The organism is Kribbella aluminosa, assembly GCF_017876295.1.
Classification (GTDB): domain Bacteria; phylum Actinomycetota; class Actinomycetes; order Propionibacteriales; family Kribbellaceae; genus Kribbella; species Kribbella aluminosa.
Map to the genome: position 1 here is coordinate 4,222,153 of NZ_JAGINT010000001.1, position 16,968 is coordinate 4,239,120.

The window sequence follows — 16,968 nt, forward strand, 5'->3', positions numbered from 1 at the left end:
TCGAAAATGATGTAGGGTTGGAGGTATGGCGGGGCGAAGTGTGGTGGGGCCTACTGCGCTGCGGATGCTGCTCGGGAGTCATCTGCGGGAGTTGCGTGAGCGGGCCGGTGTCACGCGGACGGATGCCGGGTGGGCTATCCGGGCGTCGGAGTCGAAGATCAGTCGGCTGGAGTTGGGGCGGGTCGGGTTCAAGGAGCGGGACGTCTCGGACCTGTTGACGTTGTACGGCGTGCAGGATGCGCCGGAGCGGGACCGGTTGCTGGAGCTGGCGCGGGAGGCGAACGATCCGGGGTGGTGGCAGCGGTACGGCGATGTCACGCCGGAGTGGTTCGATGCGTACCTGGGGCTGGAGGCGACGGCGGAGCTGATCCGGACGTACGAGATCCAGTACGTCCCAGGCCTCCTGCAGACCGAGGAGTACGCGCGGGCCGTGGCGCAGCTCGATCCGGGCGGTGGCCGGAGCGACGCCGAGATCGAGCGGATCGTCGCACTCCGGTCCCGGCGGCAGCGCGTGCTCGACCGGGAGCCGCCGTTGCGGTTGTGGGCGGTGATCGAGGAGTCCGTCCTGCGGCGGCCGATCGGCGGCGTCGATGTCCTGCGCCGACAGCTCGGCGCACTCCGCGAGGCGATCGCCCGGCCGAACGTCACCGTCCAGATCGTCCCCCTGGAGAACTCCGGCCACCCAGCCACGGCGGGCGCGTTCACCCTGCTCCGGTTCCCGCAGCGCGACCTGCCCGACCTCGTGTACGTCGAGCACCTGACCAGCGCGCTCTACCTGGACAAACGCGACGACGTCGAGGCATACACGCAGGCGTTGGAGTTGCTCGCCTCAACCAGTCCCCCGCCCCAGAAGACCGAGCAAACCATCACCCGGCTACTGGATCGCCTCAACTAGGCAGGGACATGCAAGGCACCACCTGAACCCGCCCCCGTCGACGGCAATCGCCGCCGCCCCGGAGCGGACCCGCCTCCGCTCGCAGCGGCATCCCGTTTGAGACGTTCACCTTTCACATCGCCCCTTCACCTCCGGCATGCCGGAGGTGAACGGGCGATGTGAAAGGTGAACCCCTGAACTTGTGCAGTCGGTCTGCCCGCCAGCCCCGGCCAGCACCCACCGACCCGGCAGTCCCTGCAGTCCCCGCCATCCCCGGCGTACCCGCCGTACCCGCCGTACCCGCCGTCCCTGCTGTCCCCGCCGTACCCGGCGTCCCCGCTGTCCCCGCCGTACCCGGCGTCCCCGCTGTCCCCGCCGTACCCGGCGTCCCCGCTGTCCCCGCCGTACCCGGCGTCCCCACTGTCCCCGCCGTACCCGCCGTCCCCACTGTCCCCGCCGTACCCGCCGTCCCCGCCGTACCCGCCGTCCCCGCCGTACCCGCCGTCCCCGCTGTGCCTGCTGTGCCCGCCGTACCCACCGTCCCTGCTGTGCCCGCCGTACCCGCCGTACCCCGCAGTCCCCGCCGCCGTCCCCGCCAGTACCCCCAGCACCCACCTCGCGCCTGATCCGATTTCGGGGGTTAACCCCTGAGCTGGCCGGTTCTCCCCCCGGCATGCGCACTGTGAACGGTCCAACCGAGGGGTTAACCCCTGAAATGGGCGGGACGGGGTGTGGGTGAGGGATCGCGTTTCGTCCCGGAGGTCGCGGGCGATGGCGGCGCACACCTCCACTGCCTAAACGGCAGACCTCCACTGCCTAAACGGCAGACCTGGACGGCCGACCTGGGCTAAAGCACTTCCCGGTGGACATGTGGTGCAAGCTCGGGATGGTGCAGGTCGAATGCCGGCGACTCCGACCGGATCCGCGGCAGAGACTCGAAGTTGTGCCGCGGTGGCGGGCAGCTCGTCGCCCACTCGAGCGAGCGGCCCCAGCCCCACGGATCGTCTACCTGCACCCGCGGACTACGACGCGACTTATAGATGTTGTAGAAGAACGGCAGCATCGACGCGCCCAGGATGAACGCTCCGACACTCGACACCTGGTTCAACGTCGTGAACCCGTCGCTCGCCTTGTAGTCGGCGTACCGGCGCGGCATGCCCTCGACACCCAGCCAGTGCTGCACCAGGAACGTCGTGTGGAAGCCGATGAACAGCAACCAGAAGTGCAGCTTGCCGAGCTTCTCGTCGAGCATCCGCCCGGTCATCTTCGGCCACCAGAAGTAGAACCCCGAGAACATCGCGAACACCACAGTCCCGAACACGACATAGTGGAAGTGCGCGACCACGAAGTACGAATCCTGCAACTGGTAGTCGAGCGCCGGCGCCGCAAGAATCACGCCGGTCAGCCCGCCCAGCAGGAACGTGGCGAGGAAGCCGACGGCCCACAGCATCGGCGTGTCGAACGACACCGACCCGCCCCACATCGTGCCGATCCAGTTGAAGAACTTCACCCCTGTCGGCACCGCGATCAGGAACGTCATGAACGAGAAGAACGGCAGCGCCACCGCCCCGGTGGTGAACATGTGATGCGCCCACACCGCGATCGACAACGCCCCGATCCCCATCGTCGCGGCGACCAGTCCGTAGTACCCGAAGATCGGTTTCCGGCTGAACACCGGCAGTACTTCGGTGACGATCCCGAAGAACGGCAGCGCGATGATGTATACCTCGGGATGCCCGAAGAACCAGAACAGGTGCTCCCAAAGGATCGCCCCACCGTTGGCCGCGTCGAAGACGTGCGCGCCGAGCCTCCGGTCCGCCTCCAGCACCAGCAGCGCCGCCGCGAAAATCGGGAACGCGATCAGCACCAGGATCGATGTCACCAGGATGTTCCAGGTGAAGATCGGCATCCGGAACATCGTCATCCCCGGCGCGCGCATCGTGACGATCGTGGTGACGAAGTTGACGCCGCCGAGGATCGTCCCGAGGCCGGCCATCCACAGGCCCATCGTCCACAGGTCACCGCCGACGCTCGGCGAGCGCACCCCGTTGGACAGCGGCGAGTACGCCGTCCAGCCGAAGTCGGCGGCGCCGCCCGGCGTGAAGAACCCGCTGATCGTGATCAGCCCGCCGAACAGGAACAGCCAATAGCTGAACATGTTCAGCCGCGGGAACGCGACGTCCGGCGACCCGATCTGCAGCGGCATGATCACGTTGGCGAAGCCAACGAACAGCGGCGTCGCGAACAGCAGCAGCATGATCGTGCCGTGCATCGTGAACAGCTGGTTGTACGTCTCCTCGTTGACGAACTGCAGCCCCGGCTCGGCCAGCTCGGCGCGGATCACCAGCGCCATCACGCCGCCGATCAGGAAGAACGCGAACGACGTGACGAGGTACAGCTGGCCGATCACCTTGTGGTCGGTCGTCGAGAGCACCCGGCCGATCACCAGCCCCAGTGGCCGCCGCCCAACCCCAGCCGCAGCCGATCCGGTGCGCTCGGTGACCCCGGCATGCCCGCTGACGCTGGCCATGCCACCTCCCGAACTAACGCATCCCCTCGATTAGACACCTATCGGCACCACAGCAACACCCCCTCGGCCGGGTGCAGCTCTCACGCGGACCTCGCCGGACCGGCCGCACACCCGCCCGGCCACCGGCCGCGGCAGGAACCGGGCGCCATCCACCGTGTAATGCTTCCCGTGGTGATTGACGGGCTCGCCCGTCCATCCGGCGGTCAGGATGTCCAGGGTCTCGTCCAGCCATTCGGCCCGGACGCTGTCGTCCAGCTCCTCCCCCGTCTTCGAGAACTCCTGTGCGAACCGGTCGCTCCCCAGCCCGACCCCGAGCGTGAGCCGACCGTGCGACAACCGGTCGAGTGTTGTTGCCTCCCGCAACAGCTTGGCCGGCCGCCGGCGGCGATCGGCGACACCATCTGCCCGATCCGTAGCCGTTCGGTCGCGGTCGCCATCGCGGTCATCGTGATCCAGGGATCGGCCGCCGCACGGACGGGGGGCCGCCACCAGAGGTGGTCCCAGACGAAGAACCCGTCCCAGCCGGTCTCCTCGGCGGCCGCTGCCAGCCGTGCCAGCTCCAGCGGGTCCGAGAGCTCGTCGAACAGCGGCACCCACAGCGCGAACTTCATCGTGACCTCTCGGTGTGCTCAACCAGCGCGTCCACAAAAGTGGACCAGTACGGCTCGGACAGGCCGTGCCCCATGCCGGCCAGCACGATCAGGCGGGCGTCCGGCACCGCATCGCGAATAGCCTCACCGTGCGGCAGCGGGAGCAGCGGATCCGCATCTCCGTGCAGCACCAGCACCGGCATCCTCAGGTCGGCGAACCCGCCGTTCCGCGGCCCGTCGAAGGTCATCGCAAAATGGTTGGTCAGCGAGGCCTCGTAGTCCCGAGCCCGCGCGAGATCCTGCCTGACCAGTTCACGAGCCGCCGGTTCGTCGAAATGTCCCGCCGCCTCCGCCTCGATGGAGCGTACGACGTACTCCTCGACAGCCGCCGGGTCCGTGAAGTCGGGGCTGTCGAAATGCGGCATCGACGGCGGAGGCAACCCGTCGTCGCCCGTGGTCGTCGACACGAACGTCAGCGAAGCCACCCGGGACGGGTGGTCGAGGCCGAGGATCAGCGCCGTACCGCCGGACATCGACACCGCGACCACGTCCGCCTTGTCGACGCCCACGGTATCGAGCAGCCCGACCGCGTCCGCGGCCAGGTCGCTCATCGCGTACGTCGGCGCGCCGACCGGGTACGACGTCGACCGCCCGGTGTCACGCTGGTCGTAGCGGATCACGAAGCGCCCCCGAGCCGCGAGCTTCCCGCAGAGCTCACGTTCCCACCAGAGCATCGAGGCCCCCGCGCCGTGGATCAGCAGCAGGGCGGGGTCGGCAGGGTCACCGAAGGTCTCGGCGCAAAGCTCGACATTGTTGACCTCATACAGCTTCTCGGTAGTCATGCTCCGACCGTAGGAGACATGGAGCAATCATGAAAAGCGATTGATTCTTATCAAAGACGGACGATCCGGATCTCAGCGGGCTCGACCTGATGTTCTTCGACGGCCCGGCCGACGACGGCATCGAGGACCTCAAGCTGCTGGACGACCCGTACGTTCTCGTCGCGCGGCCGCTGGTCGCGCATCCGGCCATCTGCCACCAGGCTGTCGTCGAGGACTTCCTGCGTACGCACGGCATTCGGCCCCAGGTCGTGTTCCGCACCGAGGGCAACGAGGCACTGCTCGCGATGGTCCGCGCCGGCCTCGGCGCGGCCCTGATGCCGCGTCTGGCCGTACCCCGTCACGACGAGAGCCTGGCGCTCCACGAACTCACACCAGGTCTCCCGCCGCGAGAGATCTTCTTGCTGTGGCGGGCCGGCCGCACGCATTCACCGCTCGCGGCGCACGCGATCGAGCTCGCGCTCAAGGCGGCCGCCGAGCTCAGCTGACCGTGAGAACCTTCGACGCGGTCTGCGTGCCCTGGTGGTCGGCGTCGGCCAGCCAGACCACGCGGTAGGTGTAGGTGCCACGCGCCGTCGGCTTGATGCTGAACGCGTACTTCCCGTTCGTGGTCAGCTTCCCGGTCGTCACGGCCGCCCACGCCGTACCGGAGCGACGCTGCAGGTACGCCGTCGTACCGGCATGTGCCGGGTTCAGGTACCCGTACATCAACGTCGACCCGCCCAGCCTGATCGCTGCCGGCGTGAGGTACGCCGACAGCGCCGGGTGGACCTCCACCAGCGCGGCGGCGCTCCGCGTCCCGAGTACACCGGAGGCACCGTTGTAGCCCCACATGTAGTACGTCGACACGGACGGCTTCTGCGACACCTTGACGATCCCGTTCGCGTCGGACGCGTACGACCCGACCGTCGACCACTTGCTCGCGGTCTTCGCCTTCGAGAACAGCGCGACCGGTACGCCGGCCAGCTTTCCGCCGTCCAGGCGCGACACGGCCGTCGTCAGCGTGACCGCGCCGGTGTACATGATCGAGGCTGCGCTCGCCCCGATCGTCGCCTTGGAGCCGACCAGCCGGACATCGACGCCCGGGCCGATCTTGCCCTTCGCGTCCTTCGTCCACACCCGGTACGCATAGTTGGCCGAGTTCGACAGACCGTTCTGCGTGTAACTGCTCGCCGCACCGTTGTACACCGCCGTACCCGACGTCGTCAGCGGCGGCGGAGTCGAGCCGACCGCGTTCCGCAGCAGCACCGTCGTGTTCGCCGGCTTCGTCCAGTGCAGCGCCGCAGCCGCCACGCCACCAGCCACACTAAAGCTGCTCACCGGCGCCGGCGGAGCCGTCAGGTTCAGGTAGTTCTTGTCGACCGTCATCTGCACGCCACCGTTGTTCTCGGTGAGCTCACCCGCGTACTGGTGCACCCGCTGGTGGTTGCTCCAGTACGCCGAGTTGATGAAGCGGCTCGTCCCGACCGCAGAACCCCAGTGCGCGAACCAGATGTTGTCCGGTCGGGTGTACGCCGTGCTCGTGTACGCGCTGTTCAGATCGGCACCACCCGACGCCGCGCCGACGTACGCGCCGCCCTGGTACCCACGCGCGTTCAGCTCCTGCGTCCAGCCGCTCAGGTACGACAGCACGGCCGCCTTGCACGACGGCGTCGTCGTGTACGCCTCGATGTCGCTGTAGATCGCGCTCCGCTGCGCGAATCCGAGCGCCTGGGCGGCCGCGACCGCGTTGATGGCGGCGTTGCGGCCCTGGATCAGTGCAGTCGACGCGACCGAGGACATCCGGCTGTTGTACGTCGTGCACGGCGCCTGCAGGCCGACGTCGATCAGCAGGAACTGCCAGCCCTTGCTCGCGTTCGCCGCGACCCAGTCGGCGGTCAGGTTCGGCTGCGCGCACCCGCGGAGTCCCCCGCTGATGTAGATGCCGACGCCCTGGTACGTCGGGCGCCACGCGTCCATCGCGTCCTGCGACGGCGCCGCGCAGGTGTCGAACCCGTTGCCGGCGAAGTTGCCGGTAGCAACGATGGACGGCGTGACCGCGGCCGGCTGGGCCACCCGTGCCGACGGGGTCTTCGTCACCACCTTGCCGGTCCCGAGAACGTCGTTCGCCGCCCGCTCGGTGCCCGGCGCGTAGTACGCCGTCGCCAGGACGCCGGCGTCCGTGATCGCGCGGCGCAGCATCCCGTCACTCGACGACTGCACGGACGTCAGAGGCTCCAGGATCAGGCCGGAGCTGCGGCCGACCAGGTGTGCGGGGCACTTGGCCTGCGCCGTACTGCGCCCCAGGTACACGGCCGGCTGGTCGAGCCGGACGCACGCGGTCGGGTCGGTGGCCAGGTCGACCACGGGCCAGTTGGACGGGACGGTCACTTGGTAACCGCGGTAGGACACGGTTTTCGTGTCCGTCGCGGTCGCCGGGCCGGCGGCGGTGATGCCCGCCACCAGCGTCAGGGCGAGTGCGAGCCCCCCAGGTCTGAACAACCTCACAATGCTCCCCAGTTCCATCGTTGGACGGTGCCCCCGAGTCAAGGCGAGCGCCCGCTCTTCGGTCCAAGAGCCGCCAGCACTCGCCTCGATGCGGCGATGCTATCGGGTGCCGTTTTGGATCGTTCGGTCCAGAATGTGTTAGGGTCGGCACATGCCCAGACCGCGGACCTTCGACGAGGATCGCGCCGTCGACGCCGCGATGCGGGTGTTCTGGATGTCCGGCTACGAGGCGACGTCGACGCAGGACCTGTGCGCGGCGACCGGTCTCGGCCGGAGCAGCATCTACAACACGTTCACCAGCAAGCGCACCCTGTTCGACCGCGCTCTACGGCGGTACGTCGAGGACTTCAGCGCCGCCCAGCTCGAGCTCATCCAGGACGAGTCGCTGCCGATCCGCGAGCGAGTCCGGCGGATCCTGTGGACGGCGGTCGAGCCGGAGCCGGACGACCCGGCCGGCTGCTTCGTGATCAACACGATCGTCGAGCTCGGCCCGAGGGAGCCCGAGATCGTCGACCTCCTGGACCGCGACCACGAGACCAAGCTCGCCGCGCTGACCACCGCGATCCAGGCGGCACAAGCGGCCGGCGACCTCGACGCGGACCAGGACGCGGCCGGTCTGGCGGCGTACGTCTTCACCGTCCTCGGCGGCCTGCGGGTCGCCGCTCGGCGCGGCGCGACCCCGGACAGCCAGCGGACGGTCGTCGAGGCGACGCTGCGCAGCTTCTGAAAACCGACCTTTTGACCTCGGTTCGGCCTGGTCAGGTTTTGAACCGATTGATCCACTATGAGAGGACATCATGCCCCGCGCCGTCTATCTGCTCGGCCTGGCGATCTTCGCCCAGGGAACGTCCGAGCTGATGCTCGCCGGTCTGCTCCCCGAGATCTCCACCGACCTGAAGGTGTCCGTCCCGGCTGCCGGTCTGCTGATCTCCGCGTTCGCGGTCGGCATGCTGGTGGGAGCCCCGATCCTGGCCGTCACCACGCTCCGCTGGTCGCGACGCGTCGCGATGCTCGCGTTCCTCGCGGTCTTCGCCCTCACCCACGTGGCCGGCGCGCTCACCTCGTCGTACGGCGTACTGCTGGCCACCCGGGTCGCGGGCGCCTTCGTGTACGCCGGGTTCTGGGCGGTCGCCTCGGTGACCGCGATCGAGCTCGCCGGACCGCAGGCCCGCGCGAAGGCGATGAGCATCCTCGCCGGCGGTCTCACGGTCGCGACCATCGTCGGGCTGCCCGCCGGAACGCTGCTCGGTCAGCACCTCGGCTGGCGATCCGCGTTCTGGGCCGTCGCCGTACTGTCGGCCCTCGCGATCGCGGGCGTCCTCGTGACGATCCCGCGCGGGCGGTCCGCGAACGTCCCGCACCTGCGTGCGGAGCTGCGGAGCATGGCGAATCCGCAGCTGTGGCTCGCGTACGGCACGACCGCGCTGTCGACCGGTGCGATCCTCGTCATCTTCAGCTACCTCGCACCGCTGCTGACCGAGACCACCGGACTGTCGGAGGCCTGGGTGCCGGTGATCCTTGCGCTGTACGGCGTCGGCTCGCTGGCCGGGATTACGATCAGCGGACGCACCGCGGACCGGCGTCCGTTCGGCACGCTCACGATCAGCCTGACCGGCGTCGTCGCGGCGGCGGTGATCCTGGCGCTGACCGCCGGGACGCCGTGGCTCGCCGTACCCGCGATCGTCGCGATCGGCACGTTCGGGTTCGCGACCAACCCGGCGGTGAACTCGCGGGTGTTCAGCGTCGCCGGGTCCGCGCCGACGCTGGCGGCCGCGTTCAACATCTCGGCGTTCAACGTCGGGATCACGGTCGGCCCGTGGCTCGGCGGTCTCGCGCTCGACGCGGGCGCCGGGTATCCGTCGGTCGGCTGGATCGGCGCCGGTCTCGCAGTACTTGCCTTCGGCACCATTCCGCTCGCGCTCCGGGCTGCCGCTCAGCCGGCGTACGAGAGGGCCACCTCGATGACCGGCGCGTAGGCGCGCCGCCGGGCGCCGGTCCAGACCGCTGCGCCGCCGGCCAGGTCGTCGGTGGTCAACCGATAGATCAGCGCGCGGATCAGCATCTGCCCCCATTCCGGCAGGTGCGCCCAGCGCGCCGCGAGGGCCGGCTCGGCGCCGTACCAGCAGAGCGCGTCCGCGACCGCGACGGCGGCGGCCCATGCGGTTGGTCGCCAGTACACCGGCCAGTCGATGATCGCCGGCGGCAACCCGTCGGCGAACATCACGTTCCCGGGCAGGTCCCCGTGCACGACCTGCGAGGTCACCTCCACCGGCCGCCAGGCGTCCACGAGCGGCCCGACGAGGTCGACGTACGGCGGGGTGCCGTCGACCGGCTGCTCCCGCCACGCGACCCGATCGCCGTCACACCACGGATCGCTCCGAGCGTCGATGAAGTCAGGCCGCGGTAGGCCGGCCACCGCCTCGTGAAACGCGGCCGCAGCGACGAGCACGTCGTCCTGCCGCCGCACATCGGTCGCCCCGACCAGCAACTCATTCGCCTCCCACCCGAACGCGACCCACTCGCCGTCCGTTGCCCGCACCGGCCGCGGCACCCGGAAAGCCTCGGACTCCGGCAGGACACTCAGCACGTCCGCACGCCAAGCGCTCTCACCGTCCGCACGCTTCAGCACCACCCCACCCGAGCGCCACGTCTCACCTTGCCCGCCTGCCAAGCGCACTGCGGGCCCGCAGAGCCCGAACGCCGCCAACACCCGCTCCTCCGGCCCATCCATACCCGTACTCTGTCATCCCCGAGGGCGAGGTCGGACCGAGGCCACCTCGGCCTTCAGGTCTGCCCAGAACTCTGTGCGGGCATCGACTCGGAAAGCCAGCCGGTAGACCGTTGTCGTCTCCGGTCCGCGGACTCGCAGATGGACCTCCGACCGGCCCGGGTGCGCGGTGAGGACGTCGCGCAACTGGTTCACCGTTCGGCGTACGACGCTGCTCTGCGCCATCTCCAGCACCACCACCCCGACGGTCGCCACATCGGCCACCACGACCTCGGACCCGATCAGCCGGGGTACGTCGTCACGCTTGTCCAGCCGGCCTTTCACGAACACCACCGCGTCCTGCTGCAGCCGTCCCGACACCAGCTGGTACGTCGCCGGGAAGAACAGGCACTCCACCGCACCGACCAGGTCCTCGACGGTCGCGGTCGCCCACGGGTCGCCCTTCTTCGTCACCCGTCGCTGCAGCCCGGAGATGATGCCACCGATCGTCACCACCGCGCCGTCCGGCCGCTCGGCCAGCTGCGCGACCCCGACGTCCGCCCGTTCGGCCAGCACGGACTCCAAGCCGAACAGCGGATGGTCCGACACGTACAGCCCGAGCATCTCCCGCTCCCGCGCCAGCAGCACCGGCTTGTCCCACTCGTCGTCCGGGAAGCTCTCGTCGAGCGCGAACACCGGCGACTCCGCCGTACCGAACAGGTCGAACTGCCCCTCGGCCTCCTTCCGCTTGACGGCGAGCGCGTTCTCCACCAGCTCCTCGTGCCGGGACAGCAGTCCTTTGCGCGTATGACCGAGCGTGTCGAAGGCACCCGCCTGGATCAGCGACTCGGTCGCTCGCTTGCTACAGGCAACGGCCTCCACCTTCGCGAGGAAGTCCGGGAACGACGCGTAGCGGCCACCCGCCCGGCTCCGCACGATCGCGTCCACGACACCGTCGCCGACGTTCCGTACCGCGGACAACCCGAACAGTACGACGTCGTCGCCGTACGCCGCGAAGTTCGCCAGCGACTCGTTGACGTCCGGCGGCAGCACCTTGATCCCCATCCGCCGGCACTCGTTCAGGTACACCGCGGACTTGTCCTTGTCGTCCTTCACCGAGGTCAGCAGCGCGGCCATGTACTCGGCCGGATGATTCGCCTTCAGGTACGCCGTCCAGTAGGACACCAGCGCGTACGCCGCCGCATGCGCCTTGTTGTAGGCGTACCCGGCGAACGGCACCAGCACGTCCCACACTGCCTGGGTCGCCGCGTCCGAGATCCCGTGCTTGCGGCAACCGTCCCGGAACGGCACGAACTCCTGGTCGAGCACCTCCTTCTTCTTCTTGCCCATCGCCCGGCGCAACAGGTCCGCCTGCCCGAGGCTGTACCCGGCGAGGATCTGCGCCGCCTTCTGCACCTGCTCCTGGTAGACGACCAGCCCGTAGGTGAGACCAAGGACCTCGCGCAGCGGTTCCTCCAGCTCCGGGTGGATCGGCGTGATCTCCTGCTGGCCGTTCTTCCGGAGCGCGTAGTTGGTGTGCGAGTTCATCGCCATCGGCCCCGGCCGGTACAACGCGGTCACGGCGGTGATGTCCTCGAACTGGTCCGGCCGCATCAGCCGGAGCAGCGCGCGCATCGCCGTACCGTCGAACTGGAAGACGCCGAGCGTGTCGCCGCGGCCGAGGAGCTGGAACGTGTACGCGTCGTCGAGCGGCAGCCGAAGCAGTTCGATCTCGACATCCTTCGTACTGCGGATCATCTTCACCGCGTCGTCGATGATCGTCAGGTTGCGCAGCCCGAGGAAGTCCATCTTCAGCAGGCCGAGCGACTCGCAGCTCGGGTAGTCCCACTGCGTGATCGTGACGCCGTCGGTGTGCCGGACCCAGACCGGCACGTGGTCGACGATCGACTCGCTCGACATGATCACGCCGGCCGCGTGCACCCCCATCTGCCGAACGAGTCCCTCGACGCCCCTCGCGGTGTCCACCACGGTCCGGGCGTCCGGCTCGTTCTCGTACATCGCCCGCACCTCGGCGGCCTCGTCGTACCGCGGGTGTTTCGGGTCGGTGATCCCGGTCAGGTCGATCCCCGAGCCGCCGACGTCGGCCGGCATCGCCTTGGTGATCCGGTCGCCGGTCGCGTACGGCAAGCCGAGCACCCGGGCCGAGTCCTTGATCGCGTTCTTCGCCTTGATCGTGCCGTAGGTGCCGATCATCGCGACCTTGTCCGCGCCGTACTTCTCGGTGACGTACCGGATCACCTCGACCCGCCGGCGCTCGTCGAAGTCGATGTCGACGTCCGGCATCGAGACCCGCTCCGGGTTCAGGAACCGCTCGAAGATCAGGCCGTGCTCGATCGGGTCCAGGTCGGTGATGCCGAGCGCGTACGACACCAGCGACCCGGCCGCCGAGCCGCGGCCCGGGCCGACCGCGATGCCGTTGGTCTTCGCCCACATGATGAAGTCCGCGACCACCAGGAAGTACCCGGGGAACCCCATCTGGACGATCACGTCGATCTCGTACTCGACCAGCTTCTGGTACCGCTCGTCCCACCCGTCCGGATACCGCCGCCGCATCCCGCGCAGTACCTCGTCCTGGAACCAGGTGACCTCGGTGAACCCGTCGGGTACGTCGAAACGCGGCATCAGGTCGCGCTTCGTGAACATCCCGGTGGTGTCGATGCGCTCGGCAACCGTCATGGTGTTCCGGCAGCCGTCCTGCCAGGCGTCCGAGCTGTCGATCGCGTACATCTCGGCGGCCGGCTTCAGGTAGTAGCCGGTGCCGTCGAAGCGGAAGCGGTTCGGGTCCGCCAGCGTCTTGCCGGTCTGGATGCAGAGCAGCGCGTCGTGCGCGGTCGCCTCCGCGGCGTACGTGTAGTGCGAGTCGTTGGTGACCAGCGGCGGGATGTTCAGCGCGCGGCCGACGTCGAGCAGGCCGTCGCGGACTCGGCGTTCGATCTCGATGCCGTGGTCCATCAGTTCGAGGAAGTAGTTCTCCTTGCCGAAGATGTCCTGGTACTGCGCGGCCGCCGCGACCGCTTCGTCGTACTGGCCGAGGCGGAGGCGGGTCTGCACCTCGCCCGACGGGCAGCCGGTCGACGCGATCAGGCCCGCGGACCACTGCGCCAGGCTGTCCTTGTCCATCCGCGGCCACTTCTGCAGCCAGCCCTCCTGGTACGCGTCCGACGAGAGCCGGAACAGGTTGTGCAGGCCGGTCGCGTCCCGCGCCCAGATCGTCTTGTGCGTGTAGCCGCCGGACCCCGACACGTCGTCGCGCTTCTGCTGCGGCTGGCCCCAGAAGACGCGTTCCTTGGTACGGCGGGACGCGGGTGCGACGTACGCCTCGATGCCGATGACCGGGGTGATCCCGGCCTTCCGCGCCTGATGGAAGAAGTCGTACGCGCCGTGCAGGTTCCCGTGGTCCGAGATCGCGAGATGCGTCATGCCGTACTCGGCGCAGGCGGCGAACAGGTCCTTCAGCCGCGCGGCGCCGTCGAGCAGCGAGTACTGGGTATGGACATGCAGATGTGTGAACGAAGGCACCCGGGCTCCACAACCGTCAGTTGTCTGGGGTCCTCATCCAAAGCCGCCGGTTCGGCTGTGATCAAACAACCCTGTGGTCACCTCGACAACCATGAGTTGTACTGTCTGGTCGGGTGAACCTCGACAGCCTGCGCGCGTTCGTCGCCGTCGCCGAGGAAGGCCAGTTCCGGTACGCCGCCGACCGCCTCCGGCTGAGCCAGCAGGCAGTGTCGAAACGGGTCGCCGCGCTGGAGTCCTCCCTCGGCGTCACGCTCTTCGAACGCGTCCCCACCGGCGCCGTTCTCACCGCGGACGGGCGAACCTTCCTCCCGCACGCGCACGCCGTACTGATCGCGGCCCGGCACGCGGTCGAGTCCGTCCAGCGCGTGGCGCGGCCGTTGCGTGTCGACATCCTCGGCGCGCGGCTGCTGCCCGGCGTACTGATGCTCGACTTCCATCAGGCCCATCCGGAGATCGCCCTCAAGACGCTGGTCCTGCGCGGCCTCGGCGCCGCGCTGCCCGCGCTGCTGTCGGGCGAGATCGACGCGACGTTCGCGTACCACCCCGATCCGCTGCCGGCCGGGGTCGAGAGCATGGTCGCGTACCTGGAGCCGCACGAGATCGTCGTCGGCGCCGGGCATCCGCTCGCGGACCGGGCCGCGGTGCCGGTGGACGAACTGCGCCGGTACACGTTCTGGATCCCGGGGATCGTCGAGGGCAGCGAGTGGGGTGCGTTCTACCAGGAGCTGTCCGCGGAGTTCGGCCTGACGATCGACTCGACCGGGCCGAACTTCGGGTTCGAGGACCTGATCGCGACGATCGCCGAGTCCCGGTCGCTGGTCACGTTCTGGGGTGAACGCACGCGCGAGCTGGGTCCGTGGCCGCGCGGCCTGCGGAAGCTGCGGGTCGTCGAGCCGACACCCGTCTACCCGTGGTCACTCATCTGGCTCAGCTCGAACAGGCACCCCGACCTGGACACCCTCGTCGAGCACGTCCGCCGGCAACCCCAGCCTGCCTTGGACGAACTGTGGCTGCCCGAACGGCTCCGCCGCGGGTCGGAACACCACGGCACGTCGGCCGGGCTCTAGGATTTCGCGGTGACTGATCTCGACCTGTTCGGCGACCTCGACACCGGCGCGCTCCCGGAACGGCAGCAGCGGATCCTGGTGGTGATCCGGGACTGGGTGACGCGGCACGGGTACCCGCCCAGCAGCCGGCAGCTCGGCGACGCGGTCGGGCTGCGCTCCTCGTCGTCGGTGTCGAAGCACCTGGCCGCGCTGGAGGACAAGGGCTTCCTGCGCCGCAGCCCGTCGATGTCCCGGCCGATCGACGTCCGGATGTTCCTCCAGGAGCCGGCCGCCCGCAGCACCGGGGACGAGAACGTCCCGGTCCCGGTCGTCGGTGACATCGCGGCCGGTACGCCGATCTCGGCCGTCGAGCACGTGGACGACGTACTGCAACTCCCCCGCGGGCTGACCGGCCGCGGCACCGTGTTCGGGCTCCGGGTCCGCGGCGAGTCGATGATCGACGCGGCGATCTGCGACGGCGACATCGTCGTGGTCCGGCAGCAGGCCGAGGCGCACTCCGGCCAGATCGTCGCCGCGATGATCGACGAGGAGGCCACGGTCAAGGTGTACCGGCGGCGCAACGGCCACGTGTACCTCGAGCCCCGGAACCCGGCGTACGAGGTGATCGACGGCGACAACGCCACCGTCCTCGGCGTCGTCGTCTCGGTACTGCGCAGCGTCTAACGCTCGAGATTGGTCTTCAGGCGGGCCAGGTTGGCCGGCATCTCCTTGCGGGACTGCGGTACGACGATCAGCGGGACCAGGACCTTGCCGACACCGTGACCCTCGAAGTCCAGGTCGATGGTCAGCGTACTGGCGGCCCGGCCGGCGATCGGTTCGACGGTCACGTTGACGGTCGCGCGGATCGGGCCGTCCTCACCGCGGACCGCCCAGGAGTGCGGCGGGTCGAAGACGGTCAGCCGCGACGTCACGTCCCGTTCGCGGCCGCCGATCCTCCGGGTGGTCAGGCATTTCGCGCCGACGACCGGCTCGCCGCCCTCGAGGTGGCCGCCGGTGACGCCGGCCTGCCACTCGGGGAAGTGGCTCGGGTCGGTGACGTACGCGAACACCTCGTCCGCGGTCCGCTCGACCTCGACCTTCGTCACGATCGTTGTCATCTCGGTTCTCCTTGCAGTGTCTCGAGTTGCGGTGTCCCAAGTTGCTGTGTCGCGAGGCGCTCGTGGAGCAGGTCCAGCTGCGCCGGGTTCGTGGTCAGTTCGGCGGCGCGTTCGTCGGCCGCGTGGGCCTCGGCCGGGCGGTCGAGTTCGCGGAGGAACTGCGCTCGCGTCGCGTGGAACAGCGGGTAGGTGTTCAGTTCGCCCGCGAGCGCCTCGAGTTCTGCCAGACCGGCCGCCGGGCCTCGGACGTACGACAGTGCGATCGAGCGGTGCAGGCAGGTGACCGGGCTCGGCTGCAGGGTCAGCAGCATGTCGTAGAGGACGAGGATCTGCGGCCAGTCGGTTTCGTCCCAACTGCCTGCCTCGCTGTGACAGGCGGCGATCGCGGCCTGCAGCTGGTACGGGCCGGGCGCGCGGTGGCGGCGCGCCGTACGGGTGAGCAGGGCCGTCGCTTCGGTGATCGCGGCGTGGTCCCAGAGCGTGCGGTCCTGGTCCGCGAGCAGTACGAGCCCCGGCCGGAAGCGGGCCGCCGTACGGGCACGATGCAGGCGGATCAGTGCGAGCAGACCGGCGACCTCAGGCTCGTTCGGGAGCAGACCGTGGAGCAGTGCGGTCAGCCATTCCGCGTCGTCGACGAGATCGCGCGAGTGCGCACGTTCCGCCGTACTGGACAGGTAGCCCTCGTTGAAGAGCAGGTAGATGACCGTCAGTACTTCGGTCAGCCGCTCGGGCAGCTCGTCGTCGCGCGGGATCCGGTACGGGATGCCGGCATCGGTGATCTTGCGCTTGGCCCGCGTGATCCGCTGCGCCACGGCCGACTCCGATGCCAGCAGCGCGGCCGCGATCTGCGCCGTCGTCAGACCGCAGACGACCCGCAGCGTGAGCGCGACCTGCGCCTCCCGCGCCAGCGCCGGGTGGCAGCAGGTGAAGATCAGCCGGAGCCGATCGTCCGGCGGCGGGTGTTCCGGTTCCTGCAGGAGCGCCAGCTTGGCGCGGTAGTTCTCCTGCCGGCGCAGTACGTCGAGGCCGCGGCGCTTCGCGACCGTGAACAGCCAGGCGTCCGGCCGCTCCGGGATGCCCTCGACCGGCCAGCGTCTGAGCGCGACCTCGACCGCGTCCTGGACCAGGTCCTCGGCCGCGGCGAAGTCGCCGAGCAGCGACACCAGCCCACCCGCCAGCCGGCCCGCGTGGTCGCGGACCACGCGGGCGAGCTCGTCCCCGGCATCCACAGCTGGAC

The 16,968-nt window shown here is 69.2% G+C and carries 15 protein-coding genes and 1 pseudogene; 6 read left to right on the top strand and 10 right to left on the bottom strand.

Annotation, left to right across the window (positions count from 1 at the left end):
* The first annotated feature begins 25 nt into the window (after window positions 1–25).
* The gene (locus JOF29_RS20265; RefSeq protein ID WP_209695726.1) at window positions 26–895 is read left to right on the top strand and encodes a Sco1979 family transcriptional regulator; all 870 of its coding nucleotides are present in this window, start codon (window positions 26–28) and stop codon (window positions 893–895) included.
* Between the two features lie 125 nt (window positions 896–1,020).
* On the opposite strand, the gene JOF29_RS20270 is transcribed toward JOF29_RS20265, so the two are convergent.
* The 5 genes and pseudogenes from JOF29_RS20270 to JOF29_RS20285 form a co-directional block, all read right to left on the bottom strand.
* The gene (locus JOF29_RS20270; RefSeq protein ID WP_209695727.1) at window positions 1,021–1,485 is read right to left on the bottom strand and encodes a hypothetical protein; all 465 of its coding nucleotides are present in this window, start codon (window positions 1,483–1,485) and stop codon (window positions 1,021–1,023) included.
* Window positions 1,486–1,721: 236 nt separating this feature from the next.
* Window positions 1,722–3,404, bottom strand: a complete 1,683-nt coding sequence (ctaD, locus tag JOF29_RS20275) for an aa3-type cytochrome oxidase subunit I (protein WP_209695728.1) — start codon at window positions 3,402–3,404, stop codon at window positions 1,722–1,724.
* 30 nt (window positions 3,405–3,434) lie between these two features.
* Window positions 3,435–3,893, bottom strand: a complete 459-nt coding sequence (locus JOF29_RS20280; protein ID WP_372446312.1) for an LLM class flavin-dependent oxidoreductase — start codon at window positions 3,891–3,893, stop codon at window positions 3,435–3,437.
* Window positions 3,800–4,015 (bottom strand): annotated as a pseudogene (locus JOF29_RS46005) (LLM class flavin-dependent oxidoreductase); the annotation flags it as partial. The pseudogene JOF29_RS46005 and the gene JOF29_RS20280, both read right to left, overlap by 94 nt.
* Window positions 4,012–4,836 (bottom strand): alpha/beta fold hydrolase, encoded by an 825-nt coding sequence (locus JOF29_RS20285; RefSeq protein WP_209695730.1) that lies wholly within the window; start codon window positions 4,834–4,836, stop codon window positions 4,012–4,014. The pseudogene JOF29_RS46005 and the gene JOF29_RS20285, both read right to left, overlap by 4 nt.
* Before the next feature lie 89 nt (window positions 4,837–4,925).
* Between JOF29_RS20285 and JOF29_RS20290 the strand changes: the two genes are divergently transcribed.
* Window positions 4,926–5,321, top strand: a complete 396-nt coding sequence (locus JOF29_RS20290; protein WP_209695731.1) for a LysR family transcriptional regulator substrate-binding protein — start codon at window positions 4,926–4,928, stop codon at window positions 5,319–5,321.
* On the opposite strand, the gene JOF29_RS20295 is transcribed toward JOF29_RS20290, so the two are convergent.
* Window positions 5,314–7,314 (bottom strand): glycoside hydrolase domain-containing protein, encoded by a 2,001-nt coding sequence (locus tag JOF29_RS20295; protein WP_245357682.1) that lies wholly within the window; start codon window positions 7,312–7,314, stop codon window positions 5,314–5,316. The two genes, JOF29_RS20290 and JOF29_RS20295, sit on opposite strands and share 8 nt — an antisense overlap.
* Window positions 7,315–7,471: 157 nt before the next feature.
* Between JOF29_RS20295 and JOF29_RS20300 the strand changes: the two genes are divergently transcribed.
* Entirely contained in the window at window positions 7,472–8,047 is a 576-nt protein-coding gene (locus JOF29_RS20300) for a TetR/AcrR family transcriptional regulator (RefSeq protein WP_209695733.1), read from the top strand.
* 70 nt (window positions 8,048–8,117) lie between these two features.
* Window positions 8,118–9,296 carry a Cmx/CmrA family chloramphenicol efflux MFS transporter gene (locus JOF29_RS20305; protein WP_209695734.1) on the top strand — a complete coding sequence of 393 codons (1,179 nt, stop codon included), beginning with the start codon at window positions 8,118–8,120 and terminating at the stop codon, window positions 9,294–9,296.
* Here the strand turns inward: JOF29_RS20305 and JOF29_RS20310 are convergent.
* Both JOF29_RS20310 and dnaE read right to left on the bottom strand, forming a co-directional pair.
* Window positions 9,254–10,051 carry a TIGR02569 family protein gene (locus JOF29_RS20310; protein ID WP_209695735.1) on the bottom strand — a complete coding sequence of 266 codons (798 nt, stop codon included), beginning with the start codon at window positions 10,049–10,051 and terminating at the stop codon, window positions 9,254–9,256. The genes JOF29_RS20305 and JOF29_RS20310 overlap by 43 nt on opposite strands.
* A gap of 12 nt (window positions 10,052–10,063) precedes the next feature.
* Window positions 10,064–13,567 (bottom strand): DNA polymerase III subunit alpha, encoded by a 3,504-nt coding sequence (gene dnaE / locus JOF29_RS20315; protein WP_209695736.1) that lies wholly within the window; start codon window positions 13,565–13,567, stop codon window positions 10,064–10,066.
* Between the two features lie 113 nt (window positions 13,568–13,680).
* Between dnaE and JOF29_RS20320 the strand changes: the two genes are divergently transcribed.
* Together JOF29_RS20320 and lexA are read left to right on the top strand one after the other, a co-directional pair.
* Window positions 13,681–14,634, top strand: a complete 954-nt coding sequence (locus JOF29_RS20320; RefSeq protein ID WP_209695737.1) for a LysR family transcriptional regulator — start codon at window positions 13,681–13,683, stop codon at window positions 14,632–14,634.
* 9 nt (window positions 14,635–14,643) lie between these two features.
* The gene (gene lexA, locus JOF29_RS20325; RefSeq protein WP_307863495.1) at window positions 14,644–15,297 is read left to right on the top strand and encodes a transcriptional repressor LexA; all 654 of its coding nucleotides are present in this window, start codon (window positions 14,644–14,646) and stop codon (window positions 15,295–15,297) included.
* Here lexA and JOF29_RS20330 read toward each other — a convergent pair.
* A complete protein-coding gene (locus tag JOF29_RS20330; RefSeq protein WP_209695738.1) occupies window positions 15,294–15,731 on the bottom strand; it encodes an SRPBCC family protein in 438 nt (145 codons plus the stop codon). The two genes, lexA and JOF29_RS20330, sit on opposite strands and share 4 nt — an antisense overlap.
* The gene (locus JOF29_RS20335; RefSeq protein ID WP_209695739.1) at window positions 15,728–16,960 is read right to left on the bottom strand and encodes an RNA polymerase sigma factor; all 1,233 of its coding nucleotides are present in this window, start codon (window positions 16,958–16,960) and stop codon (window positions 15,728–15,730) included. Before JOF29_RS20335 ends, JOF29_RS20330 begins: the two co-directional genes overlap by 4 nt.
* Between the last annotated feature and the right edge of the window lie 8 nt (window positions 16,961–16,968).

Coding starts and splice junctions, on each gene's coding strand:
- JOF29_RS20265 (WP_209695726.1), top strand. CDS start 26: ATGGCGGGGCGAAGTGTGGTGGGGCCTACTGCGCTGCGGATGCTGCTC.
- ctaD (WP_209695728.1), bottom strand. CDS start 3,404: ATGGCCAGCGTCAGCGGGCATGCCGGGGTCACCGAGCGCACCGGATCG.
- JOF29_RS20285 (WP_209695730.1), bottom strand. CDS start 4,836: ATGACTACCGAGAAGCTGTATGAGGTCAACAATGTCGAGCTTTGCGCC.
- JOF29_RS20290 (WP_209695731.1), top strand. CDS start 4,926: ATGTTCTTCGACGGCCCGGCCGACGACGGCATCGAGGACCTCAAGCTG.
- JOF29_RS20300 (WP_209695733.1), top strand. CDS start 7,472: ATGCCCAGACCGCGGACCTTCGACGAGGATCGCGCCGTCGACGCCGCG.
- JOF29_RS20305 (WP_209695734.1), top strand. CDS start 8,118: ATGCCCCGCGCCGTCTATCTGCTCGGCCTGGCGATCTTCGCCCAGGGA.
- JOF29_RS20310 (WP_209695735.1), bottom strand. CDS start 10,051: ATGGATGGGCCGGAGGAGCGGGTGTTGGCGGCGTTCGGGCTCTGCGGG.
- JOF29_RS20330 (WP_209695738.1), bottom strand. CDS start 15,731: ATGACAACGATCGTGACGAAGGTCGAGGTCGAGCGGACCGCGGACGAG.